The organism is Variovorax sp. RKNM96, from assembly GCF_017161115.1.
Lineage (GTDB): Bacteria > Pseudomonadota > Gammaproteobacteria > Burkholderiales > Burkholderiaceae_C > Variovorax.
Window position 1 is genome coordinate 6594929 of sequence record NZ_CP046508.1, and the last position, 24486, is coordinate 6619414.

Annotated in this window: 17 protein-coding genes; 4 read left to right on the top strand and 13 right to left on the bottom strand. The window is 65.8% G+C overall.

Annotation, left to right across the window (positions count from 1 at the left end):
* Position 1: 1 nt before the first annotated feature.
* From GNX71_RS30780 to GNX71_RS30835, 12 genes are all read right to left on the bottom strand, one after another.
* Positions 2-2806 carry a type VI secretion system Vgr family protein gene (locus GNX71_RS30780; protein WP_206175918.1) on the bottom strand — a complete coding sequence of 935 codons (2805 nt, stop codon included), beginning with the start codon at positions 2804-2806 and terminating at the stop codon, positions 2-4.
* A gap of 19 nt (positions 2807-2825) precedes the next feature.
* Positions 2826-5771, bottom strand: a complete 2946-nt coding sequence (locus tag GNX71_RS30785; RefSeq protein ID WP_206175919.1) for a toxin VasX — start codon at positions 5769-5771, stop codon at positions 2826-2828.
* On the bottom strand, positions 5758-6756 hold the full coding sequence (locus tag GNX71_RS30790; protein ID WP_206175920.1) for a DUF4123 domain-containing protein: 999 nt from the start codon (positions 6754-6756) through the stop codon (positions 5758-5760). Before GNX71_RS30790 ends, GNX71_RS30785 begins: the two co-directional genes overlap by 14 nt.
* A gap of 32 nt (positions 6757-6788) precedes the next feature.
* Positions 6789-9626 carry a type VI secretion system Vgr family protein gene (locus tag GNX71_RS30795; RefSeq protein ID WP_206175921.1) on the bottom strand — a complete coding sequence of 946 codons (2838 nt, stop codon included), beginning with the start codon at positions 9624-9626 and terminating at the stop codon, positions 6789-6791.
* 38 nt (positions 9627-9664) lie between these two features.
* Entirely contained in the window at positions 9665-12397 is a 2733-nt protein-coding gene (gene tssH, locus GNX71_RS30800) for a type VI secretion system ATPase TssH (protein WP_206175922.1), read from the bottom strand.
* 53 nt (positions 12398-12450) lie between these two features.
* A complete protein-coding gene (gene tssG / locus GNX71_RS30805) occupies positions 12451-13572 on the bottom strand; it encodes a type VI secretion system baseplate subunit TssG (RefSeq protein WP_206175923.1) in 1122 nt (373 codons plus the stop codon).
* Entirely contained in the window at positions 13536-15386 is a 1851-nt protein-coding gene (gene tssF, locus GNX71_RS30810; protein ID WP_206175924.1) for a type VI secretion system baseplate subunit TssF, read from the bottom strand. Before tssF ends, tssG begins: the two co-directional genes overlap by 37 nt.
* A 6-nt stretch (positions 15387-15392) precedes the next feature.
* Complete coding sequence (gene tssE, locus GNX71_RS30815; RefSeq protein ID WP_206175925.1) at positions 15393-15887, bottom strand: type VI secretion system baseplate subunit TssE; 495 nt, start codon at positions 15885-15887, stop codon at positions 15393-15395.
* A 107-nt stretch (positions 15888-15994) separates the two neighbouring features.
* On the bottom strand, positions 15995-16507 hold the full coding sequence (locus tag GNX71_RS30820) for a type VI secretion system tube protein Hcp (RefSeq protein ID WP_013543888.1): 513 nt from the start codon (positions 16505-16507) through the stop codon (positions 15995-15997).
* Between the two features lie 83 nt (positions 16508-16590).
* Positions 16591-18081 carry a type VI secretion system contractile sheath large subunit gene (gene tssC / locus GNX71_RS30825; protein ID WP_013543889.1) on the bottom strand — a complete coding sequence of 497 codons (1491 nt, stop codon included), beginning with the start codon at positions 18079-18081 and terminating at the stop codon, positions 16591-16593.
* 2 nt (positions 18082-18083) lie between these two features.
* On the bottom strand, positions 18084-18599 hold the full coding sequence (tssB, locus tag GNX71_RS30830) for a type VI secretion system contractile sheath small subunit (protein WP_206175926.1): 516 nt from the start codon (positions 18597-18599) through the stop codon (positions 18084-18086).
* A 124-nt stretch (positions 18600-18723) separates the two neighbouring features.
* On the bottom strand, positions 18724-19416 hold the full coding sequence (locus tag GNX71_RS30835) for a hypothetical protein (protein WP_241027094.1): 693 nt from the start codon (positions 19414-19416) through the stop codon (positions 18724-18726).
* Between the two features lie 222 nt (positions 19417-19638).
* Here GNX71_RS30835 and tssJ point away from each other — a divergent pair, with 222 nt between their 5' ends.
* The 4 genes from tssJ to tssA all read left to right on the top strand — a co-directional run bounded on the left by tssJ (position 19639) and on the right by tssA (position 23626).
* On the top strand, positions 19639-20262 hold the full coding sequence (gene tssJ, locus GNX71_RS30840; RefSeq protein ID WP_206175927.1) for a type VI secretion system lipoprotein TssJ: 624 nt from the start codon (positions 19639-19641) through the stop codon (positions 20260-20262).
* Between the two features lie 82 nt (positions 20263-20344).
* On the top strand, positions 20345-21691 hold the full coding sequence (gene tssK / locus GNX71_RS30845; RefSeq protein ID WP_176661955.1) for a type VI secretion system baseplate subunit TssK: 1347 nt from the start codon (positions 20345-20347) through the stop codon (positions 21689-21691).
* 25 nt (positions 21692-21716) lie between these two features.
* On the top strand, positions 21717-22499 hold the full coding sequence (icmH, locus tag GNX71_RS30850; protein WP_206179785.1) for a type IVB secretion system protein IcmH/DotU: 783 nt from the start codon (positions 21717-21719) through the stop codon (positions 22497-22499).
* Positions 22496-23626, top strand: a complete 1131-nt coding sequence (gene tssA / locus GNX71_RS30855) for a type VI secretion system protein TssA (protein WP_206175928.1) — start codon at positions 22496-22498, stop codon at positions 23624-23626. Before icmH ends, tssA begins: the two co-directional genes overlap by 4 nt.
* A 36-nt stretch (positions 23627-23662) precedes the next feature.
* Here tssA and GNX71_RS30860 read toward each other — a convergent pair whose 3' ends face one another.
* The gene (locus GNX71_RS30860; RefSeq protein WP_206175929.1) at positions 23663-24484 is read right to left on the bottom strand and encodes an OmpA family protein; all 822 of its coding nucleotides are present in this window, start codon (positions 24482-24484) and stop codon (positions 23663-23665) included.
* Between the last annotated feature and the right edge of the window lie 2 nt (positions 24485-24486).

The window sequence follows — 24486 nt, forward strand, 5'->3', positions numbered from 1 at the left end:
ATCAGCCTTGCCCCACTTCAATAGACAGCTCTTCCGCTTCAGTGCTGAGAACCAAATGAGTGCGGCCCTGCTCGTCCGTGATTCCCTCTTCATAGCTTCCATCGGCACGCTTGATTCGATAGGGAAAATTGGTCAGCAATTCGCCTGTTTCCTTGTCTTTCAAAACAAAAGCCTCGTCGAAATTCTTCAGGCGTGAGTCAGGCAGGGCCGACAGCTCCGCGGGGTTACCTTTCGGCCCCACGAAACTCTTCGTCGTCCCCTTCACATCCAAGAGCCCCGGCATCTTCAACGTGATGTTCGCCCCATCGAGTTCGATGCTCGTCTGCCCGCCCTTGAGGGTGATCTTCTGCCTGGCCAGCACGTGGATCTCGTCGTTGCTGCTGGTGACCGTAAAGCCTTCCTTCGCCAGCCATTCGAGTTCATCGGTGTGCGCCTGCACGCTCACCGGCCCCTCTTGCGCGATGACCTGGATGCCGCCTTCGTGGCTGTAGAGCCCCACGGATTTGCCAGCCGCAAAACTCACCGTCTTGCCCGCCGCCATGTGCGCCTGCTCCTGTGCAGTCCAGTGAATCGCCTCGCCCGCATACACAGTGGCGCTCGCAGGCGTGGCCATGTTCAGGCTCATGTTCGCGTCCAGCACCATGAGCGGCCGTGCGAAGGCGGGCACCGGGTCCTGGCCCTGCCGTGAGTCCGCGCCCTCGCCGCCCTTGGGCTCCTTCGCATCCTGTCCATTGACGCTGCCGGGGTAGTGCCCGTTTTTCTGCGGATCGATGTCGTCGATGAGCGGTTGCAGCAGCGACGTCGCACTCAACGCCAATGCCTTGGCGCCGCCGGCCGCATCCGACAGGTTCTGCGATTCGCGCAGCGCACCGGCCAGTTGGCCGCGCACGCTCGCGGTGTCCTGCACGCTGCCCGCGGCCCGCTCCTGCGCCAGCGTCGAAATCAGCAGCCCCTCACCTGCGCGCGTGACCACCCACGCATCCGAGCGCAGTTCCGCGCCGCTGCCGCGCCAGGCACCGCGATTGCTCTCGTCGGGCGATTGCGCATTGAGGTGCCCCAGGTTCAACTGGCTCGCCGCATGCGAGCTGGCAAGCCGCGTGCGCACCTGCCCGGGCGCATCGTCCGCGATCCACTGGTTGTAGCCGCTGCCATCGAGTGCACGGCTGTGCCAGCCCGAGAGCACGCCCGCGTGGTTGGCCGACGAATCGGTGCCGGCCGACCACGGCGGCAGGTCCTGTCCGTTGTAGAGCTGCTGGCTCACCACCGGCCGGTCGATGTCGCCTTCGATGAACGACACCAGCACCTCCGAGCCGACGCGCGGCAGATGGTGCGCGCCCCAGTTCGGCCCGGCCACCGGCGCGGCCACGCGCAGCCACACCGACTGGCGGTTGCTCGCATGCCGGCCTGCCGCGACAAGACTGCCTTGTCCACCCTGCGCTGACTGCTGTTGTGCTACGCGCTGCGCCTGCCAATGAAAGCGCACCTGCACGCGGTGATCGCGCTGCGTGTAGACGGCGGTGGGCGCCTCTTCGTCATCGGCACCGACCACGAGCGCGACCATCGCTTCCGGCGCCGTAGGCTTGGGCCGCCAGATCGGCGCGATCTGCGCTTCGGCCGGCTGGGCTTCGAAGCTGTTGCGGTAGCTGCCCTTCTCGAGCTCGCCGGCCTCGAGCACCTGCGCGGCCTGCGCGCCGAGGTTGTTGGCGGCCTCGTGGTGCACGCGCAGCGTGACGAATTTCTGGCCCTCGTAGCGGTCGTGCTGCGTGAGCGTGAAGCGCTCGCCGGCACCGAGTTGCCGCACGCTGCCGCCGGCGTTGTAGCGCTTGATGCGCGACTCGAAGGCCACGAGCTGGTTCTCGGCACGCCGTGCGGCGGCGGCGTTGTTGGCATAGCGCTGCGAACCCGCGCCGTTGTAGTGCTCCAGCACGGGCACGTCGCCCATTGCCAGCGCACTCTGCGTCGAGCCCGTGGGCGCCTGCAGCACGCTGGCGTCCCACGCATTCACCGTCACGGCATTGCTGGCGAGCTGGCGGCGGCTGCTCCACGCGGTGATGGCGTCCTGCTGCTCGGTGGCGTCGACACGGTGGAAGCGGATCTCGGGCAGCGCGCAATCGGGCGCCTTTGCCTCGCGATCGAAGATCACGAGGCGGTGGTGCGACGGCGTGGCGTTATTGTTCGCACCGCCGCTTCCGCCGCCTTTCGTTTGCTCGTGCTCGAAGCGAAAGCTCAGGCCTTCCTCCGCAAGCAGGCGCATCACGAAGGCGAGGTCCGATTCGCGGTACTGCACGCAGGTCGGCCGCACGGGCAGCTCCTGCGTGACTTCGAAGGTGAAGCTGGCGGCGGTGTGGTCGGCGAACACCTCGCTCACGATGTCCTGCACGCTCTTGGCGGCGTACACGAAGCTGTCGCGGCGAAGGCCCAGCGCGGCGAGCCAGGGCTGCAGGTGCAGCCGGTAGCGCGCGAGGCCGCCGTCGCCGCCGAGCGCATCCACCGCCGTGAGGTAGCCGTGCCAGGTGCGTAAGTTGCCGTTGGCCAGCAGGAGGCGCAGGCTCAGCTCCTCGCCGATCAGCGCGAAGGGATCGAACTCGCTCGATGTGGCGAGGGTGTCGATGGTGAAGGTGAAGAGTTCGTTGATGGCTTCGGTAGCGGTGAAGCGTTCGACGACGACGGCGTTCTGCGGTGCCGCTTCGGGCAACTGCAGTTTGATGAGCCGCGCCTGCTCGGAGAGGCGCGCGACGTTGAGGCCTTCGGGCTTCCATGGCGCTGCACCGAAGGCCGGCATGAAGGGTTGCGAGGTGGCTGTCATGGATGGATTCCTCCCTGTGTCACTGCCGGTAGGTCCGGTCTTCGTCGGTTTCGATGTAAATATCGTCCTCGCCCCGATGGTCCACGAAGATCGCATTCACGAAATACGCATGCTCGGCGGGGCGCGGAATGTAGTCGATCGAGAACACGCACCGGCCGATGGTCGAGTTGCTCTTCACCGTGAGCCCTTCGTTCGTCAGCATGGGGAGCAGGCGTTCCGCCTGGAACTTGTCGGTCTCCAGGAGGTTCGCGTGCCGTTGCAGCTGCGGCACCGAGCGGTACACCCATGTGTTGCCGTAGGTCGTCATGCCGCCTTCCTCACTGACCAGGCCGAACTCATAGTGGCCTATAAGCATCTTGCGGGCGCCGTCGCCGTTGACGTCGTGGTACACGTTGATGATCGCGCCCGACTCCGGGTTGTCGAAGGTGAACTTGAAATCCGCCCGCTCGTCGTCCACCCGGTACGTCACGCGGATCGCGTGCTGGGTCTTGACGAATCCCAGCCGCTCGGCGTCGAGCGAGGGATAGCGCTGGAAGAAGATCTCGCGCCGGTAGAAATGCTCATGGTGCCGATCAAGCTCACCGTTGCCGAAATACGTGCGCCGCAAGAACAGGCCGTAGGGCTCGATCTCTCTCGTTTCCACGAGCTCCTGCCAGATGAAGATGCCCAGGAACATCACGATGAGGATGACCGCCCCCCAGGGGCCGAGCAGAAACGGACATGCCTCCGCCATAAACAGGCGCGTCGCCAGCGAGCGGGTCACCTCCAGCCCGAGCGTGACCATCAGGGCAATCTGCGAGTTCGCAAGCTGCTGGTTGTTGTGTCCGGCCGCCTGTTCGCGTGCATCGAGTGCGGCCAGGAAGTAACAGACATTGCCGGCCGACAGTAAGCCGGTCGCCAGCCACGACATCTTCGATGTCTTCTGGAGGTATTCGACCAGGTTGTACTTCGGGATGGGGGCGGGCTTGGCCGCCTCGAGCGCGGTTTCCGCGATCTCCGCCCGGGGCACGACGCTCACGATCTCGGACTTCGTCGAGGAGAACATCCGCCTGTAGTGCAAGTCGATCCGCACATCCTTGGTGTTGGGCAAAGTGCCCTGGATCAATGGCCGCTTGTTGCTGACCTTCTGGCCGGCGATGACCTCGTCGTAGAAGAACGCCCCCGGCGTCACCGCCTGCAGGTACAGCGAACGCGCGTCGAGCAGCGTGAGGAAAAAGCGCCCCCAGTTGTTCTTGCGCCCCTCCGGTGTTGTGTCGCTGCGCTTCATGTACATCATCCAGATCTGGGAGATTGCGCTCAACGCGGTGAAGGCGAAGGCGGCCCGATTGGCCGTCACCATCACCTCGCGCACTTCCTCGTCGATCATGTTCTTGACCAGCTCCTGGTAGTCCTTTTCGGCGAGCTTCTTCGGCGTGATCTCCGCACTGGCCAGGAGCAGGTTTTCCACGCGCTTCTGGTAGAACTTCACGACCACGTCGCGAACGGTTTCCTTACCCGAGATGGCGCCGCGGCGCGCCCAGCGCACGGCCGTGGAATAGACGTTGTCCTTTTCCCGCTTGACCTGCGCCAGGACCAGTTCGCCCCAGAACTCCGGATGCGTGAGCACCGACGTGCCTTCGGAAAAGGACTCGCTCGCATGGTCCACGAGCATGTCGTCGCCCTTTCTCATGAACACTTCGCAGGCCAGCAGAAAGGCCCGCTTCTGCGAGTTCCGGCCCTTCAGGTCGATCCAGTTGCGGTGATTGGCCGCATGGATGTCGATGACCTTGCGAACGCGGTCCTGCTCGTCGAGCAGTGCCCTTACCTCACCGGTCCAGCCCATGCGCAGGTGCTCGTCGAGCCGCTGCAGTTTCGCGGGCCGGGGCGGGGTGTTGGGGAGCAGATCGCGCGTGCTTCTGCTCACACGCTCCAACTCCGCCTGGACCGCATTGTTGTAGGCCTCGTCGGCGGCAAGCAGGTCGTCGACGGGAGCGCCGGCAATACGCTCGTACTCGCTGATGCTGCCCAGCGGCCAGGCATGGTTCTCCTGCCAGATCTGGTGGTTGACGATGGCCAGCGAGGTCGCTTGATTGAATTCCTCGGCGGTGCCCAGCGGGTCGAACAAGCCCAGGATGATCGGCACACTGGCGGCGTTGCCCGAGCCGTCCTTCGTGCATCGGGTCATCAGTTCGAACATCGCGGGCGAGTCGCCGGCCCTGAACACCGCTTTCTTTCCGGAATAGAAGGTGGCGAATGCGGGGAAGTGCAGATCGGGATGCGCAAGGTCCAGTTCGTGCACGTCGTTTTCGAGGTCGGTTCGCTGGTACGACCCGTCGGAACTGCTCTGGTGCTCGAAGATCTTGTCGAAGGACTCGGCGCTCTCCACCTTGTAGGCCAGCGCGCCCGACTGCTTGTCGGGCACGATCTTGGCCTTCAGCTGGTCCAGGTCGATGGTGGTCATCAGCGCGGCCTCGTTCTCCAGCAACGCATCCCGTTGCGCCCTGGTCAGCCAGTTGAGCGAGTAGCCGATCGCGACCTTGCCGGTGTGCGCATGGCTGATGCGGATGAACTTGTTGTACAGCGGGTGGCCGCTGCGGCTGCAGAAGACCTTGCTCTCCTCGACGTTGTCGCTCACGCTCTGCACGCGGGTGAAGATGCCGTTCTCGTCGGCGCGGAAATACTCCCAGAAGCGCGCCGAGCCATCGGGGTTCTTAAAGCACAGGTAGACGAAGGCCTCCTGGATGACCTTCAGCCCCCACTCGCCGCCGGTCAGCGTGTGCTGCGACGGCTTCGGGCCGACCAGCAGGTAGTTGGGCAGCGGTGGAAACGGCGCGACCGTGTGCGGATAGAAGTGATCGGGCGCGTCCTCCTCGCAATGAACCATCTTGGGCATCGACTTGAGGAACGGATAGACGCCGAAGCGCGTCGGGTAGATCGCAAAGCAATCTCCACGGCTGCATGCTTCGCAGATTTCAAGAGTGGCCATTTTTTTCAGCGCTGCTGCTGGTTGGATCGGCTTCGAAAGAATCTCGGGCGAGGAAATAGTCCAGGTCCTGCATGAACGAGGCGGCGCCGGAGCCCTGCTTCTTGCGCACGAAGACCTCCCGCATCACTGTCTCGTCGTGCTCGAACGCCCTTCCGGTGGCATGCCGGATGAATGCGAGGGCTGCCTTGTCGTCCTCGTCCAGGCCGCTCATCGACTCGAAGGGCGCCAGGTTCGGCGCGAGGATGCGCTCGAAGATCTTGGCCATGTCCAGCGCTGCGAACTGCCGCGCGTCCTGCGCGAGCGCATGCAGGAGCGCCTTGTTCAGCGTCCCCCAGCGCTTGAGTTCCCCTTCCATCCGCTCGTCGAGTTGCAGGTTCCGCGGAAAGTCCGTGTCGGACGTCCACGCCCCGCCTGCAATGTCGTGACGGGCGGGCCGGCCCAGCGAGTCGAAATAGAGCCACGACATCGCACCGTCCTGCGGATGAAGCGATGCCGCTAGGTCGATCGCCTGCGGCCTTGCGCCACGCAGCGCCAGGTGCTGCATCACGCGCGGATCCCAGAACCTGAAGATGCGCTGCCTGCCAGCAGAGTCCATGACCAGCCGCATCCTGCCAAGGACGATGCGCAGCTTGTCGGCCCCCTGATCGACCAGTGCGCCCGCCATGAAGCCCGTCACGGTACGGGGCTGCGTCCGGGCCTCTCCCTCCGTCGGGATCCAGTTCGCCTCGGCGCGCGCAATGTCCTGCAGGTCGTGCAGAAGCGCCCGCGTGTCGCTGTTCAGCGGCATCCACAGCACATAGGGCATCTGGTCCTCGTGCACCTGCTCGCGCGGACTGCGCAGCAGCTTCTTGTGCACGACGGACGGCATGGTCTCCCACGCCAGCGCATGCTTGTGCAGCGGGTCGAACAGGAACGGATCGATGAACACCGCCGCATGGCGCCAGCCATCGAAAGCATGGATGCGGCGCGTGCCCTGTGTGTCCATGTCGATCGTCTCCGAGCGCAGTCCTGTGCCGGTCAGACCAGCGCATCGCCGACTTCGCTGGCCTGCTGCATCGCGGTAGCGCAGCCTTCGTAGTCGCCCGGCAGCAAGGGGTTGCTCGCGCTGTCCCCCTTCGGCCCGACGAAGTTGTGCATCCCCCTGAATGTCACCTTCCCCGGTGCGTGGATCTTGATGCTCGAGCCTTCGAGCTTGATGTATGCCCCGGCGCTGGTCAGCAGCACGTGCGTCGGCGCCTCGACAACCACGGTCTTCGTTGTGCTGGCGATCGTCACCTTCTTGTCGGCCGCGATCTTGGTCGCGCCCTTCTGGCTCTGTAGCGTCACGCTGCCGCTGGCTGCGTGAAGCGTGATGCCGCGCTCCTGGTTGGGCTCGCCGCCTTCTGCCGCCTTGGCGCCCAGGGTGTAGATGCTCACCCCCTTGGCCACACTCATCGCGATCTGCCCCTGCGCCGGCAGGTCGATGTCCTGGTTGGCGACGATGGCCGTGTTCTTGCCACTGACGGCAATCGCCTCCTTCGGCGTCACGAAGCCGATGCCCATCGGCGCGCTGAACTGCAGGTGCGGCTCGCTGTATGCAGTGACGCTGCCCTGGCCGCCTTCGGTGGCCTTGATTTCGCCGCTGCCTGATTGCGCCGCGCTGCCTTCCTGCGTCGCCCCGAGGACTTCGGCCACATGCTTCAGCGCCTCAATGGCGGGGAGTTGTTCAGGTGCACCTTCATCCTTGAGCTTCGCCTTCTGCGTCTGCGCACTCTTGGCCAGCGAGGTGGCCAGTTCTTCGGCCTGTTTCGTTTGCTGTTGTGCCTCGCGGCTGGCCATGAAGGCGCCCTTGGCGTTCTGCTGGGCATGCGCGCTCACGAGCAGGCCTGATCCAGCGCGGATCGCACCCTGCGCGGTCGTAGCCAGCTCGGCACCGTGCCCGCGCGCCTTCCCGCGCGCGTTGTCGTCCTGCTGCTTGTGGTGTCCCAGGTGCAACCGGCTGCTGGCCTGAGTGGTGGCTAGGCTCGTGCTGCCCTGTCCGGGCGTGTCGTCGAAGACCAGCTGGTTGTAGCCGCCGTCGCCGCTCTGGCTCGCACTGAGTTCCTGGGTCTTGATGCCGGAAAAGACGGCGTTGTGCGCGTGCTCCTTGGCCTCCTTGCCTTCACCGGCGAACCAGGCCGGGGCGTTGCCGGTGGATTGGGCCGCACCTGCGGACTTCTCGTTGTGCTGGGCGTCGGTCTGGCCCGCGCCGTTGTAGAGCGCAGCAACGACCACCGGGCGGTCAATGTCGCCGTGGTGGAACTCCACCAGCACTTCCTGCCCCACGCGCGGCAGGGTGACCTGGCCCCAGTTGTCGCCCGCAGCGCCGGCCGCCACGCGCACCCAGGCGCCCAAGCGGTCAGAGGCAGGGGCGTTGTCCTGGCCATCGGCGCGGGGCTGTCTTGCGCTGGCGCCGCTGCCGCGCTGCCAGTGGAACTGCACCTTGATGCGGTGGTCGCGATCGGTGTGCACGGGAACGTTCTCACCCACGCCGATGACGATGGCGCTCTGGCTGCCATGCACGCTGGGCTTGGGGTGGATGCGCTGGCCGTGGCCGTCCACGCTCAGCGGCCGATAAGGAATGGCCGCGCGCACGGTGGCGAAGTCGTTGCGGTAGTGGGTGACGGTGTCGGGTTTGGCTGCGGCATTGCCGCTGTCTTGCCCGTTGTCGGCGTCACTCGCATCGAACACGGTGGCGATGTCCGGCAGGCCGAGACGTTCGCCAACACCGGCCTTGAGGTCTTCGTCAAAGTTGTTGCGTGCGATGTGGCGCACGGCCAGTACGGCGAAGCGGCGGTCCTCTTCGCTGTCCTTGTCGTGCTGCTCGTGGCCGCTCAGGGTGAAGGTGGTGGCGGGTGCCAGGGTGCGCACGGCGCTCTGGCCTTCGAAGCGCTTGTTGCGCAATTCGAGGGCCTGCAGGGCGTTGGACAGGAGGCGTTCGCCTTGGGCGGAGGTCTCCCAGCCGTAGGCGCCGGGGTCATCGCTCCACTGCAGGGTGCGGTGGCCTGCGCCTCGGCTTTGCTGCTGCACCGGCCTGGCGCTCACGCTCTTGTAGTCCCAGCTCTGCTGCGCGAGGCTGTTGGTCTGCAGCTGGCGGCTGCCGCGCCATTGCTGGATGGTGTCTTCGGTCTCACTCGCATCGGCGCGGTGAAAGCGGATGCTGGCCTGCGCATTGGCACGGAAGGCACCGTTGTGGTCGGCAATGACGAGGGTGTGGCTGCCGAGGTTGCCGTCCTTGCCGGTCGCATGTTCAAACCAGTAGCACAGGCCTTCTTCGGCCAGCAGGCGCACGACGAAGTCGAAGTCGCTCTCGTGGTACTGGGTGGTGATGCCGCGCACCGGATAGATGTCGCGCTGGGCGATTTCCCAGCGCCATTGCACGGCGAGCTTGCCTTGGCTCTGGTAGCGGGCGAACACGGCTTCGACGATGTCGAACACGCTCTGGTGCTGGAACAGGCAACTGTCCTGGCGATGGCGCAGGAACGCGAGCCAGGGCTCGATGACGATGCGGTAGCGGGCCATGCCACCGTTGCTCGAGATGCACTCGGCTTCGGTCACGTGGCCGTGGAAGGGGCGCAGTTCGGTGCGGCTCTGCGCGGTCTGCAAGTCCAGGCGCACGCCCTGGCCCATCAGGGTCTTGAGTTCGATGTGCGCGTCGTCGCTCAGCGCAGTGAGTTCGAAGCGGAAGCCGCCGTCGTCGAGAGACTCCACGCCATCGAGCCGTTCGGCCAGGAGCTTGTTGTCGCCCAGGGGCGTGTGCAGCACCAGCAACCGATCCTGCTGCGTCGTGCCCGCACGCAATTGCGCGCCGAGCGAAGCCGAATTGAAGTCCGTCATGTCTCTGGTTCTCCCTTTGACCCGAACCGCCGCAGCGCCTAGGTGATCCGGTAGCGGAACTCGCCGCTCTTGGCGCAGCTGGCCTTGATCTTCGCAAGCGGCGTCTCGTCGGCCATGCGCGTGAGCACGGCTTCCGCGATCTCGGGCAAGAGAGTGCCGTTCAGGATGTGATCGACATTGCGCGCGCCCGAATCCACCTCTGTGCAACGTGCGAGCACGGCCTCCACCAGCGCGTCGTCCCACTCGAACACCGCCTTGTGGTTGCTCGCGATGCGGTCGCGGATGCGGCCCAGCTTGAGCGCGATGATCTGCTCGAGCACCGCATCGGTGATCGGATAGAACGGCGCCACCTTCATGCGGCCGAGAAAGGCAGGCTTGAAGGCCTTCATGAGCACGGGGCGCAACGCCTCGGCCAGTGCGTCGGGCGCAGGACGCTCGTCGTCGGCCTTGTTCAGGCACGCCTGCATGATCTGCGACGAACCGATGTTCGAGGTGAGGATGATCAGCGTGTTGCGAAAGTCGATCTCGCGGCCCTCGGCGTCGTCCATCATGCCCTTGTCGAACACCTGGAAGAACATCTCCAGCACGTCGGGGTGCGCCTTCTCGACTTCGTCGAGCAGCACCACGCTGTAGGGCTGGCGGCGCACGGCTTCCGTCAGCACGCCGCCTTCGCCATAACCCACGTAGCCGGGCGGCGAGCCCTTCAGGCCCGAGACGCTGTGCGCCTCCTGGTACTCGCTCATGTTGATGGTGATGAGCTTCTTCTCGCCGCCATAAAGAATGTCGGCCAGCGCGAGCGCGGTCTCGGTCTTGCCGACGCCCGAGGGGCCGACGAACATGAACACGCCGCGCGGCTTGTTGGGGTCTTCCAGGCGCGCGCTGGCGGTGCGCACGCGCTGGGCCACGGCAGCGAGCGCGTGGTCCTGGCCGATCACGCGCTCGGCCAGCAGCGTGTCGAGCGCACGCACGGTCTTGATCTCGTCCTTGACCATGCGGCCGAGCGGCACGCCGGTCCAGGCCGAGACGATCTCGGCGACGACGTGGCCATCGACCTGCAGCGGCACCATCGGCGTGGTGCCTTGCAGGGCGCGCAACTCGGCGAGCAGTGCATCGAGCTGGTCGCGCTCGGGGTCGGCGGCAGCAGCGGTTTTCTTGCGGCCGGCGGCGCGGGCGGGTGCGGCCTTCTCCGTGGCTGCGGGCGCCTCTGCGGACTCGGCCTCTGCAGCCGACGTGTCGCGTTGCGCGCGCAGTGCGCGGATGCGTTCGACCAGCGCGTTCTCTTCGGCCAGGCGTTGCTGGCTCGCGGCCAACTCGGCCTGCAGCGCAGCCTTCTGGTCCGCCAGCTCGGCCAGTCGCGCTTCATGGCGTCCGCCGGCCGCGGTGTCGCGCACCAGCGCGGCGCTCTCGGCCTCGATGCGTTCGAGGCCGCGGTGGGCTTCCTCGATGAGTGCCGGTGTGGCACTCTGTCCGAGCGCCACTTTCGCGCAGGCAGTGTCGAGCACGCTCACCGCCTTGTCGGGGAGTTGGCGGCCGCTGATGTAGCGGTGCGACAGGCGCACGGCCTCGGTGATGGCTTCGTCGAGCACGCGGATGTTGAAGTGCTTCTCCATCAACGGCACCATGCCGCGCAGCATGGCGGCGGCCAGCGTTTCGCTGGGCTCTTCGACCTTCACGACCTGGAAGCGCCGCGCGAGCGCCGCGTCCTTCTCGAAGTATTTCTTGTATTCGCCCCAGGTGGTGGCGGCGATCGTGCGCAGCTCGCCGCGCGCGAGCGCGGGCTTCAGAAGATTGGCCGCGTCGCTCTGCCCGGCCTGGCCGCCCGCGCCGATCATGGTGTGGGCCTCGTCGATGAAGAGCACGATCGGATGCGGGCTCTTCTTCACTTCGGCAATCACGTTCTTCAGGCGGTTCTCGAACTCGCCCTTCACGCTCGCACCGGCCTGCAGGAGGCCCATGTCCAGCGTGTGCAGCGCCACGGCGCGCAGCGACTCGGGCACGTCCTGCGCGGCGATGCGCAGCGCGAGCCCCTCGACCACCGCCGTCTTGCCGACGCCGGCCTCGCCGGTGAGGATGGGGTTGTTCTGGCGCCGGCGCATCAGGATGTCGATGACCTGGCGGATCTCGGTGTCGCGGCCGATCACCGGGTCGAGTGCACCGTCTTTCGCGCGCTGCGTGAGGTTGGTGGTGAACTGGTCGAGTGCGGGCGTCTTGCCGGGCACGCCCGCGGCCAATGCATCGGCCGGTGGCTGCTGCGCGTCGCCTTCGGTGGCCGCGCCCGATGCACCGGCTTCGGTCGCTTCGCTCGAACCGTCGGTGAGCTTGTCGAAGTCGTGCTTCAGGTCTTCGAGGCGAATCTTCGCGAAGAGCGGCGAGCCGCGTTGTGCGAGTTGCGCCAGGTCGGGCTCGGTCAGCAGCGCGAGCAGCAGGTGGCCCGAGCGGATCTGCGCCACGTGCGCATCGAGCGAGGCGAGCAGCCACGCCTGCTGGAACAACTGCTGCAGATGCTGCGAGAACACGGGCGTGCGCGTATTGCCGTTCTTGAAGGTCTGGATCTCGCGCTCCAGGTCCGACTGGATCGCGGTCGCGCTGATGCGGTTGGCGCGCAGCACGCGCGCGAGGTCGTTGTCGGTCTGCTCGAGCAGGGCCAGGAACAGGTGCTCCAGATCCACTTCGTAGTGGCCGTTGGCAAGGCACAGGTTGGCGGCGCGCTGCGTGGCCATGCGTGCGCTGCCGTTGAGCTTGGTGATCAGTGTTTTCAGCGATGTGCTCATGAACGGTGGTTGTCTTCTGTCGGTCTTCTTCGTTGAAGGGTCACTGCCAACTGCTACTGCAGGGGCTGGAGTTCGTACTGGGTGTCGCTGCGGTCGCTCTCGGCCTCGCCGGTGGAGATGAAGCTGTCCCACCCGAGGTGGCTGCCGCCGCCGTCGCTCAGCTGTACGGCGGCAACTTCCTCGCGCGCGAGGATCAGGCGCACTTCGTACTCGCAGGTCACGCCCGCGAGCAGTGCCAGCATTTTTTCGAGCGCCTTCGCATGCGCGCGGCCCGGAAAGAATTCGCGCAGCGCGCTGCGATTGAGCGGGCCGATCCACAGGCGGATGCGCAGGTCGCGCTGCCAGATGCGTTCGCCCGCCATCGCGTTCTGCCCGAGGCTCACATTGCCCTCGCCGAGCCTGGAGCGCTGCTGCACGGGCATGTCGTACCACTTGCCGAGGAACTGCTCGATGCGGATGTTGCTGCGGAAGTAGTCCGACAGCACGCGCTGCAGGTAGGCGGCCGACATCGGCCGGTGGCGCACCGCAGCCGCATAGCCGGCCACGGTTTCGTCGAACACCGTGCCCGTGCCGTCGGTGAGCGGATCGCGCTGGGCCGTGTGTTCGAGCCCCGCCATCGACAGCAGCACCGGCAGGTAGGCGCGGCTGCGCTCATGCTCGTAGTGCAGCGGCAGGCGGTACTTGCGCCACGCTGCGTAGAAAAGCGCGGTGGCGCGGTTGGTGAACACGTCCAGGAACGCGCGCGCCGAGCTGTCGCGCAAGTGCTGCTCGCGGCGCATCAGCATCTCGGTGTAGACGATGGGCAAGGCGCCCGACACGCCCAGCATGCCGAATGAAGCGGGCGTGAGCTCGATGCGCCCGAGCCCGTGCACATCGTCGCCCTGCGCCGGCGGCTCGCACAACTCGGCGCTCGACACCAGCTGGCCCGCCGCATCGCGCACCGCCAGCGCCTCGATCTCGCTAGGCGGGAAGGTGAGGCTCATCGAGCTGCGAAAGCGCAGCCAGCGCGGCACCATGCGCTCGCCGGGCACCAGGCGATGGTGCACATCGCGCTCCTGGCGGCGCAGCAGCACGAGCTCGAGCAGCCGCACCGCCTGGAAGAACTCGAAGCGGTACGGTTCGCACAGCAGCCGGTCGGCTACAGCAGGATCGATTCGCCGCTGCGGGGTTTGCATCGCACCAGCTCCTCCTTGTCGCGCGCCGAAACGATCACCAGTTGGGTGAAGCTGTTCAGGTGCACATAGAGACCGAAGAAATGATCCATCACGCGCGCAAAGGCCTGCAGGCTGCTGCCGACGAAGCCCGCTTCGTCGACCGTGAGCTTCAGCTCGATGCCGCGCACGAAGGTGGCGAAAGGCTTGCCCGGCAGCCACTGCGTGGTGGCCTGCTGGTCGATGCCGGTGATGGCCTCGATCTGCCGCGCCGACACGGCCGAGCGGCCGAGGTCGTACAGGCGCAGCATCTCCTTGAGCGCCGGCAACCCGCTGGTGGCCAGCGACAGATGATTGAGCGACAGGTGCGACACCAGCCGCCATTGCACGCCCTTGCCGCGCGGCATGCGCAGCGTCTGCGTCGGGCGGCGCAGCATGCGGATCGAGCGCGCCACCGAGTTGCCTTCGATGAACAGGTCGCCGCCCGGCAGGCCGAAGGCCAGCGAATGCGGCAGGTCGCGGTTGGTACAGGTGAGGTCGATGCTCAACGTTTCCGTTTGCGGCAGCGAAGGCTGGAAGTCGATGTCGACGATCGAAAGCTCGGTCTCGTAGCCCGGGCTGCGCTGCGCCACCAGTTCATTGCGTCGCGCGAACCAGTAGTGCTCGGCCTCCTTCGGATGCTCGCCGTGATGCAGCGAGTAGAAGGGCCGGAACTCGATGTAGGCGTCGCCCTCGGCGGTCTGCTTCACGAGCTTGACCGAGTCGATGCTGTAGACCTCGAAGCCGAAGGCCCGGCGCGCATCGGCCACCACCGGATACGCGGCCGCGGCATGCGTGACGCGGATCGGATCGCTGCGCTGCTTGAAGAGGTTGATGACCGGCGTGCAGCCCAGCCGCAGATTGCGGCTGGAGACGCCTTCGAGCAGCCGCGCCGCGGGCGAATCGGCGCGCACGCCGGTCATCACGAGGTGCAGCGTGATCGAGCGGCACGAGCCGATGTGGCGCAGCGCGTTCGCCAGGTCGATGTCGACGAAGTTGAACTTCTCGGGAAACGCGAAGTACTCGCTCAGCAGGCGGTAGGCGGGATGCGATCGCGGCGGCAGTTCGATGAGCGCATCGGCCTCGTCGAAGCCGACCGGGTGCAGCGCCTCGCCCTGCACCTGCGTCCATTTGCCGCTGCGTTCGGGCTCGACGAAGACGGCGGCCGTCTTCAGGAAGATCGCATCGGCCAGCGCGGTGGCGAGCGAGGGCTCGGCATCGATGAAGGTGCGAAGGCGCGCCATGGTGAGCGCGAGCGTGCCGAGCGACTTCTGTTCGCCCGTGGCTTCGAGCGTGATCGACAGGCACCCCGTGGCGTTGCGCGGCAACGAGGCATGCGCGGGCGCATTGACCACCGAATGGAACACCACGTTGGACACCTGCACGGCCGCCAGCGTCACGTCGTAGACGCTGCGGAAGCGGCACGCGCCGCCGCGCACCGGCTGCGAGGTGAGCTCGGTGCCGCGCGCGATGGTGACGGGCTTGCTCAGCTTCGCGAGCGCCGCGCCGCCGGCGTCGAACTGCGCGATCGAGCAGGAAGGAAAGGGCCGCAGGTAATGCGGGTACAGCACCTCGAGCAACGCTTCGGTGAGCTCGGGGTAGTCGTCGTCGAGCTTCTTGCTGATGCGCGCGGTGAGCAGCGCGAACGACTGGATCATCCGCTCGACGTGCGGGTCTTCGCTGCTGTCGGCCGAGATGGCCAGGCGCGCCGCGATCTTCGGGTAGCCCTTGGCGAACTCCTGCGAGTAGCTGCGCAGGAAGGCGAGCTCGCGTTCGTAGAAGGGCAGCAATTCGTCCATGGTGTCCTAGGCGGCGATACGGCTCTTGCCCGTGCCGCGCGTGATCGAGTACTGCAGCGTCGTGGGCTGCAGCATCGCGTCAAAGTTCACCGGCTCGGCGAGCTCGGGCAGCACGAGCAGGGCGGTGATTCCGAAATAGAGCATGTTGGTGCTGGTCTGGCCATCCACCTCCAGCGTCACCACGACATCGCGCAGCCGCGACTCGTGGCGGGCAATGGCCTGCTCCAGGGAGCGGCAGATGAACGAGCGGTCGTAGTGGCTCGCGAGGCTCAGGCCCGAGAAATCGCTCAGGCCGTAGGTCATGACGGAGCGACGGCACTCGGGAAACGACTCGAGCTTCGCGTCGTTGAAGACCATGCGCGTGTTGAGCAAGGATTCGAGATCGCGCGCGACCATGTTCTTGACCTCTTCGAGCGACAGGTGCCGAAGCACCGGCGAAGCCGGTCCGCGCCAATCGTCATCGAACAGTTTGTCGAGCAAGCCCGGTTCGAATCCATTCATGGGTCTCTCGCCTCGTGCTTTGGATATCGGGCATGGGCGCCGCGCGTGGGCGCGGCGCCAAAAAGAAACCGCGGCCTCGCGCCGCGGTCGACATTGCCCGAAGGGCGTCAGACCGAGTAGGTCTTGTCGTTCTTGGTCAGGCTCCAGGCGCCTTGCGAGTTGCCGCCCTGATTGCCGCCGATCTTCTGTTGCGTGTACTTCCACTGCACCGCGGCGTACTTCAGCGAGAAGGTCTCGCTCGGCACGCTGGCCACGTCGTTGCTCACGACCTTCGGGTTCACGCTGGCGATCAGCACGTACTTGAGCTTGATCTCCATGTACTGCACGCGCTTGCCTTCGCCGTCGGCGCGATAGAACTGCACGGTCACCTCGTCGAAGGTGGTGCCGCCCGAAGCGTGCTGGTACAGCAGCGGGCTGACCACGTCCATGTCCTTGGTGAAGATCATTTCGCCGTGCTCGCAGCGCTCGGCGGTGTGGCCGCCGGCGGTCGATGCAGTGGCCGAACGCGGCTGCACGATGCTGTGCTGCCACGAGCTGACTTCGACCCAGTCCTTGTGGTCCTTGTCCTGCGACTCGCCGTTGATGGCCGGGCTGCCGAACTTGACGTAGATATCTTTCATGTTTCTTCCCCTTCTTGATTGATTGAATGACAGTTAACGTGTTGATGCACGGCCCTTCGGCCGCGCGTCCGATCCGCCTCTTCTTACTTGTTCACTGACTTCGGCAGATCGGCGACCAAGCGCAGTGAAATCGATAGCTCATCCAGTTGGAAGTGCGGGCGCAGGAAGGCAACCGCACGGTAGACACCAGGCCGGCCGGGCACTTCGCCCACCTGGATCGACGCTTCCCGCAGGGGGAATTGCGCCTTCTGTTCCTGCGTCGCGTTGTCGTCGAGCAGCACGTACTGCGCGATCCAGCGGTTGAGGAACTGTTCGACGTTGTGTGCCGAGGCAAAGCTGCCGATCTTGTCGCGCATCATGGCCTTGAGGTAGTGCGCGATACGGGACACGGAGAAGATGTACTGCAGCTGCGCCGAGAGCACCGCGTTGGCGTTGGCGCTGTCGGTGTTGTACTTCTTGGGCTTCTGCAGCGACTGCGCACCGAAGAAGGCCGCGTAGTCGGAGTTCTTGCAGTGCACGAGCGGAATGAAGCCCAGGTCGCTCAGCTCCTTCTCGCGCCGGTCGGTGATGGCGATCTCGGTCGGGCACTTGAGGGCGATCTCGCCCTCGTCGGTCTTGAAGGTGTGCGTGGGCAGGTCTTCGACCAAGCCACCGCCTTCCACGCCGCGGATCGCGGCGCACCAGCCGAAGTCGTCGAACGCGGCCGTCAGGCGCGTGGCGAAGGCCCAGGCGGCGTTGCACCAGAGGTACTTGGAGTGGTCGGTGCCGTCGACGTCTTCCACGAAGTTGAAGCTGTCGACCACCGTGCCTTCGCGCGGGTGGTACGGCAAGCGGCCGAGAAAGCGCGGCAGCGTGAGGCCCACGTAGCGCGAGTCTTCCGAATCGCGGAACGACTTCCACTTGGCGTATTCGACGGTGTCGAACACCTTGGCCATGTCCCGCGGCTTGCCCAGGTCGTCGAAGCTCTCCAGGCCCAGCAGCTCGGGCGAGGCGGCACCGATGAAGGGCGCGTGCGCGGCAGCCGCCACGTGCGCCATCTGGTCGAGGAAGTACATGTCTTCCGGCTGGCGCGTGACGGCGAAGTCGCCGACCAATGCGCCGAACGGTGCACCGCCGAAGGTGCCGAATTCTTCTTCGTAGACCTTCTTGAACATCGCGCTCTGGTCGAACTCGACGGCGGCCTTGAAGTCGCGGATCAGGTCACGCTTGGTGGCGTTGATGACCTTGATCTTGAGCATCGTGCCGGTGGGCGTTTCCTTCACGAGATATTCGAGGCCGCGCCAGGTGCTCTCGAGCTTCTGGAACTCGGGCGCGTGCATCACGGCGCTCAGCTGCGCGGAGATGAGGGCATCGAGGTCGGCCACGCGGGCGTCGATCATGGCCGAGACGTTGTCGGAGACGATCACCGAGCCTTCGAGCACCTGGCTGACCAGTTCGCCGATGAGGTCCTTGGCGCGGGTGTGCTCGGCGTCGGACTTGGCGACCTTGCTCTTCTCGACGATCTGGTCGAGCAGGTCGACCGAAGCCTCGGGCGAGGCGGCACCGCTCGATGCCGATAGTGCTTGCGCAGTCATGTTCAGCTTCCGTCCTTCTTGCCGGCGCCTTGCCCCAGGCGCTGGAGTTGCTCGGTGTTATTCAGCACGTCGGCCAGCAGGTCTTCGAGCTTGCTGTTGCCGGCCATCTTGTTGCGCAGGTCCGCCAGCTTGGTGCGCGCGTCGAGCAGGCGTTTGAGCGGCTCGATCTGGTCGACCACGGCCTCGGGCGAGAAGGCGTCCATCGAGTTGAAGGTGAGATCGACGGCGAAGGTGCCGCCGCGCTGGTCGAGCTTGTTCTCCACCTGGTAGGCCGCGCGCGGGGCCAGGCCCTTCATGACGTCGTCCAGGTTGTCGCGGTCGACATTGACGAACTTGCGGTCCTTCAGCTTGGGCTGCTCCACCTCGGACTGGCCAGCCAGGTCGGCGACCACCCCAACGACGAACGGCAATTCCTTTTTCTCGATGGCGTCACCGAGTTCCACGTCGTACGTGAGTTGCACGCGCGGCGGGCGCACTTTCTGAAGGCGCTTTTGCACACTCTGTCTTTTGGTCGCCATGACTTCAATACCTTCCGAATAAGACTGCGAGACGAATTACTACTTTGTGCGTCTTATTGCGAGAACGCACACAATTAAATTAATACTTTGGTTTTGCGAAAAACAATTCAATGCGCCAAAAGACTTACTTGAGCGCGTCGAACGGATTGGCGCTTCCTCCCGCGCGCGGCGCAGCGGCAGGTGCGGGCGCCGGACGCGCCGCTGGTGCAGGTGTCGGGCGTGCGGCAGCGACCGGGGTGGGCTGCGAAGCAGTCGGCGTCGACGTCGACGCCGAGGGGGCTGGCGCAGCGGGGGCCGGATTGGTGGCCACGGGGCGGCGCACGGTCGGCTTGGCGTCGGAGCCGGTCGGCACCAGCACGGACAGGCCGAGGGTTTCGCGCAGCAACGCGGCGAGCCGGTAGGCGTCGGCATTGACGTCGCCGCTCAGGGTGCTGTCCTTGCCCAAGTCCTCGATGGAACGGGCCGCCAGACGCAGGCCGCCCACGGCGGTGATGCTCTTGGCCTGACGGCTGGAGGGATCGCGACGCAGCGTTTCCTCGGCGGACGAGATGGCCAGGCTGTAGCGGCCTTCATTGAAGTAGATCTGCGCGATGCGCGACCACGGCTCGCCGCGGGTCGGGTTGTCGGTGGCGATCTTCTGGTACTGGCGGATGGCGGCGGACTTGTCGCCGGTGGCTGCGGCTGCAGCGGCGTCGGCATCGGCCAAGCTCTTGTTGAAGGCATCTGCGGACTGCGCCACCGCAGCGTCCGGTGTGGTGGTGCAACCCGACAGAAAGCTGGTGGCTGCAATGGCACCAGCAATCATCGTGTAAGTCATGTACTTTCGAATCAACACAATCCCTCCGCTTGGATCTGACTTTTTTTGGCCGGTCGCACTCATTGATGAGGTTGCGGCCAATGGACAATACACGATACTACATATTGGTTTACGTTTGAATAACTAAAGTCACGTAACCCAAACTGCTTAATTCAGAAACGGCACGGCTAAATATTTAAGCCTAATGACAACCAATCGAATTCAGCTACATCAGCAGTCCTAATGAAAATACCAGTCACAATTAGCGCGCTGCTGATGACGCTGATGCTCGGCGGATGCAGTTCCCCGGCCCTCACGATCGCCAACATCGCCCTGGAGGCCAGCGGCCTGAAGAAGCCCGAGTTGCCCGAGTCGCAAAAGCCGCCGCGCAAGGTGTCGATGTCGATCGCCGCGGGCAAGAACCTCAACGCCGACAGCCGCAACCGCCCGCTCGCCGTGGTGGTGCGCATCTACAAGCTGAAGGAAACCACTGGGTTCTACCAGTCGTCATTCGACGCCTTCGTCACCCCCGGACGCGACAAGACGCAGCTGGGCGACGACCTCGTCGAGAGCCGCGAGATCACGCTGATTCCCGACCAGCAATACACCTGGACCGAGACCGTGCCGCGCACAGCCAACGCGGTGGGCGTGGTGGTGTTGTTCCACTCGCCCGATGCACAGCGCTGGCGCTTCGCCTTCAACGCGGCGGATGCGGAAAAGACCGGCATCGTGATGGGCGCGCACGCCTGTGCGCTGACCGTGACGCAGGGCGCGGTGGTCGGCCAGCAGAATGCACAGGGCGGCGCCGCGACCGGCAGCGCACTCAACCTGCTGGGCCCGGTGACATGCCGGCCCTCGCCGACGTGATGTGCCTGATGCGCCCGCAGCGCTTGTCCACGAGCAAACTACGATGCGATACTGCCGAAAAATCAAGGGGAGCTGATCCGACGTGAGCTATGCCGCCAAGGTCCTCTGGGGAGAGGGCTTGTTTCTACGCCCCCAGCATTTCCAGCGCCAGGACGCGTACCACGAGGCGCGCCTGCGTGCCACGGCGCAGACGCTGCATCCATACTTCTGGGGCGTGCGCTCCATCAGCTTCGACCTGGACGCGCTCGCGAGCGGCATGCTCCGCGCCTCGCAGTTGTCGCTGGTCTTTCCTGATGGCGAGCCCTACTCGGCGCCGCAGGCTGACGCACTGCCCCCGCCCATCTCGCTCGACACGCTCAACCCGGGCCAGAACGAGATCACCTTCTACCTGGTGCTGCATCCGGTGAAGGAACTGGGCAAGAACTACACCGACCCCAACGAAGAAGGCTTTGCCGCGCGCTACACGAGCGACGCGACGCAATCGCTCGACCTCTACACGAACGCGGTGAGCGCCGAGGTGGTGTTCCTGCGCAAGAGCGTGAAGCTCCTGGCCGACACCGAGCCGCGCGAGCAGTTCGTGTCGATCCCGGTGATCCGCATCCGCCGCACCGCCGCGGGCGGCTTCGAGATCGACCGCAGCTTCGTGCCGCCGTGCACCTCCATCGATGCCTCGGCCACCATCTTCCAGCAACTGCGCCGCCTGCTCGACGTGCTGCAGGCCAAGGTCAACTCGCTCTACGGCATCCACCGCGAGCCGAGCAAGAACATCATCGAGTTCCGCTCGGGCGACATCGCCTCGTTCTGGCTGCTGCACACGGCTAACTCGGCCTTTGCCTCGCTCTCGCACCTGTTCCATCACCCGTCGCTGCATCCGGAGCGGCTGTTCCAGGAACTGCTGAGCCTGGCCGGCGCGCTGATGACCTTCGCGAAGACCTATTCGCTCAACGACCTGCCGGTGTACGACCACGAGAAGCCGGGCCCCGCCTTCGCCGAGCTCGACCGCATCGTGCGCGACCTGCTCGACACGGTGATCTCGACGCGCTACTTCGCGATCGCGCTCACCGAGACGCGCAACGCCTTCTACCTCGGGCGCCTGGATTCCGGAAAGATCGACGAGAAGACGGTGTTCTACATGTCGGTCACCGCCAGCATGCCGGCCGCCGAACTGGCAGAGGCGGTGCCTCAGCGCTTCAAGATCGGCGCGCCCGAAGACGTCGACAAGCTGGTGCTTTCGGCCATGCCGGGCGTGCGCATCGTCTACGCGCCGCAGGTGCCGCCGGCCATTCCGATCCGCGCGGGCGCCTGCTATTTCTCCATCGACAGCAAGAGCCAGCTGTACGACCGCATGCTGCAGGCGCAGAGCGTCACCATCTATGCGCCGGCCGGCATCCCCGACATGCAGCTCGAACTGATTGCCGTGACCGGCTGATCCCCTGATCGCAATGAACACCACCATCAACAAGGCCCCCTCCCTGCTCGGCGCCGACGCACCCGCCGCGTCGTTCACGCCGACGGGCGCTGCCCCCGACGCCGACGCGAGCCTGCTCGACCTGCTGTACGACGGCTTCGTGATGCTGTTCCTGCTGAAGAAGAAGCAGCAACCCGCCACCACCGAGCAGTTCCTCGCCGGCATCCGCAACTACCTGGGTGAGTTCGAGCGCAATGCACGCAAGCTCGACGCGACGGCCGAGCAGATCCACGCAGCGAAGTACGCCTTCTGCGCGACCATCGACGAGTTCGTGCTCTCGGCGCCCGAGTTCGCGATCCGCTCCGAGTGGGAACGCCGGCCGCTGCAGCTCACGCTGTTCGGCGACCAGCTGGCCGGCGAGAACTTCTTCAACATGCTCGAGGTCGAGCGGGCACACGGCGCCGCGCGCATCCAGACGCTCGAGGTGTTCTACATGTGCCTGCTGCTGGGCTTCCAGGGCAAGTACGCCATCGATGGCACCGAGAAGCTGGCCTACCTCACGGCGCGCGTGGGCGACGAGATCGCCAATGCCCGCGGCAAGCGCACGCCCTTCGCGCCGCACTGGCCGCTGCCCGACCTGATCTCGCACTCGCTCAAGCGCGAGGCGCCGCAATGGGTGGTGGCCGCGCTGTTCGCGTTGATCGGCCTCTTGGGCTTCATCGGCCTGTCGGCGCACCTGGGCAGCACGACGCAGGGCACGCTCGCGAGCTACCAGGACATCGTGAAGCTCGGCCCGCGCCAGGCCAACCTGACCATCTCGCTGCCATGACGACGCGGCTCGACCTCCCGGCCCTGCTGGCCCCGATCTCGGAAGCCTCGCCCTGCGGCGAGGACATGCTGTTCTCGCGGCAGTTCGACGCCATTCAAGAGGCGCGCAAGCACGATGACCCGTCGCTCGAACAGGGCGAGTGGGTCATCGAGCTGAAGGAAGCCAACTGGCCTTTCGTGATTTCCGAGTGCGAGAAGCTGCTGCGCGAATCCACCAAGGACCTGCGGCTGGCCGTGTGGCTCACCGATGCGGCCGCCAGCCAGCGCGGCTTCGAGGGCCTGGCCGACGGCTACCGCCTGCTCACCGGCCTGTGCCGGCAGTACTGGGACCAACTGCACCCGCTGCCCGAGGGCGGCGACATCGAGATGCGCGTGGGCAACGTCACGTGGCTGATCGGGCGTTCGGTCGAGTTGCTGCAGCGCGCGCCGATCGTGAGCGACGCCAGCACCGGCTACGGCGCACTGGTCTGGGAGACCGCACTCGCGCTCGACCAGAGCATCCGCCGCACGCCCGCGCAGGCCGACGAGCTGCAGCGCAACAAGGTGACGGTCGAGCAGTTCGACCGCATCCGCCGCGCCACGCCGGCGAAGTTCTTTCAGAAGACACACCGCGATGTGCAGGCCTGCGAACAGGCGCTGGCCGAATTCGAGGCCGTGTTCGACGAACGCACCGCTTCCAATGGCCCGAGCTTCCGTGCCGCCAAGGACGCGGCTGCGGCCATCCGCCAGACGGTCGAGCGCTTCGCGCGCGAAGCCGGCGTGCCGATGGACAGCGGTGCACCGACGGCAGCTGCAGCGGCACCGGCCACCGGTACGCCCGCGCCCTCGCGCATCGAGCCGGTGTTCGATGCCGTGGTGCCGCACCATCACGCGCCGGCAGCGGCACCCATCGCGCTGCCGCCCGGCATCCACAGCCGCGCACAGGCCATCGCCCAGCTCAAGGAAGTGGCAGCGTATTTCGAGAAGACCGAGCCCTCGAGCCCCGCCGCCTACATGGCGAACAAGGCCGCGCGCTGGGCCGACATGCCGCTGCATGCGTGGCTGCGCAACGTGATCAAGAACGAGCAGGAACTGGCCCAGCTGGTGGACCTGCTCGACCTGCCCAAGAGCGACGACGAGTCGCGCTGAGCAAGCCGCGAACGCGAGTCGCCAAGCGCCTGATCGTCAGGTGCGCCCGACGCGGAACTCGATGCGCCGGTTGCGGGAGCGCCCTTCGTCGGTCGCGTTGTTCGCCACAGGCTGGTCCGGGCCGACGCCCGAGGTCGTGAGCGTCATCGGATCGATCCCCTTGCCCACCAGGTAGCCCTTCACCGCCTCGGCGCGCGACTGGCTCAGCGCCAGGTTCGACGCCCGGCTGCCGGCGTTGTCGGTGTGGCCGATGACCGCCACCGACTTGTTCGTGAGCTTCTGCAGGATCGGCGCCATCTCGTCGAGGATGTCGCGGCCCTTGCGCGTGAGCGTGGCGCTGCCCAGTTCGAACTCGATGGTCCGGTTGGCCAGCGCCTGGTCGACCGTGATCTGCTCGGACACCGGCACGCGCAGGCTGTTCTTGATGGTGTAGGTCGGGTTGAGCGAATTGGCCATGTCGCTCACGATCTTCTGGCGCAGCGCCTCGTTGCCGACCTCGCCGCTCAGCGCCATCTGCGTGCCCTCGATCTGGAACTGTCCGCGATGGATGTCCTTGAGCGCGGGCGTGATCAGACGCTGCACGTTGGCTGCCCAGTTGGCCGGCATGCTCACGGTGTTCACCACCTCGATCTTGTCGATGACGCCGCTCGGGCCGTAGATGCGGCGCAACGCCTCGATGACGGCGACGCGCGTGGCCTCGTCGGGCACCTGCCCGCCGGCCACGACCTGCTCACCCTTGCCGGCGGCCGCGGGCGTGGTTTCGACCAGGGCGCCGGGGGCGCCTGCCGTCTGGGCCTGCACGGCGCCGACGAATGCGAGGCCCAGGGCCAGCGACAGAACGCGCAAATAACTTTTCATGA

What these genes read in the sequence shown, in the direction of transcription:
- GNX71_RS30780 (WP_206175918.1), bottom strand. Translation starts at nt 2,806, where the DNA reads ATGACAGCCACCTCGCAACCCTTCATGCCGGCCTTCGGTGCAGCGCCA.
- GNX71_RS30785 (WP_206175919.1), bottom strand. Translation starts at nt 5,771, where the DNA reads ATGGCCACTCTTGAAATCTGCGAAGCATGCAGCCGTGGAGATTGCTTT.
- GNX71_RS30790 (WP_206175920.1), bottom strand. Translation starts at nt 6,756, where the DNA reads ATGGACACACAGGGCACGCGCCGCATCCATGCTTTCGATGGCTGGCGC.
- GNX71_RS30795 (WP_206175921.1), bottom strand. Translation starts at nt 9,626, where the DNA reads ATGACGGACTTCAATTCGGCTTCGCTCGGCGCGCAATTGCGTGCGGGC.
- tssH (WP_206175922.1), bottom strand. Translation starts at nt 12,397, where the DNA reads ATGAGCACATCGCTGAAAACACTGATCACCAAGCTCAACGGCAGCGCA.
- tssG (WP_206175923.1), bottom strand. Translation starts at nt 13,572, where the DNA reads ATGCAAACCCCGCAGCGGCGAATCGATCCTGCTGTAGCCGACCGGCTG.
- tssF (WP_206175924.1), bottom strand. Translation starts at nt 15,386, where the DNA reads ATGGACGAATTGCTGCCCTTCTACGAACGCGAGCTCGCCTTCCTGCGC.
- tssE (WP_206175925.1), bottom strand. Translation starts at nt 15,887, where the DNA reads ATGAATGGATTCGAACCGGGCTTGCTCGACAAACTGTTCGATGACGAT.
- GNX71_RS30820 (WP_013543888.1), bottom strand. Translation starts at nt 16,507, where the DNA reads ATGAAAGATATCTACGTCAAGTTCGGCAGCCCGGCCATCAACGGCGAG.
- tssC (WP_013543889.1), bottom strand. Translation starts at nt 18,081, where the DNA reads ATGACTGCGCAAGCACTATCGGCATCGAGCGGTGCCGCCTCGCCCGAG.
- tssB (WP_206175926.1), bottom strand. Translation starts at nt 18,599, where the DNA reads ATGGCGACCAAAAGACAGAGTGTGCAAAAGCGCCTTCAGAAAGTGCGC.
- GNX71_RS30835 (WP_241027094.1), bottom strand. Translation starts at nt 19,416, where the DNA reads ATGACTTACACGATGATTGCTGGTGCCATTGCAGCCACCAGCTTTCTG.
- tssJ (WP_206175927.1), top strand. Translation starts at nt 19,639, where the DNA reads ATGAAAATACCAGTCACAATTAGCGCGCTGCTGATGACGCTGATGCTC.
- tssA (WP_206175928.1), top strand. Translation starts at nt 22,496, where the DNA reads ATGACGACGCGGCTCGACCTCCCGGCCCTGCTGGCCCCGATCTCGGAA.
- GNX71_RS30860 (WP_206175929.1), bottom strand. Translation starts at nt 24,484, where the DNA reads ATGAAAAGTTATTTGCGCGTTCTGTCGCTGGCCCTGGGCCTCGCATTC.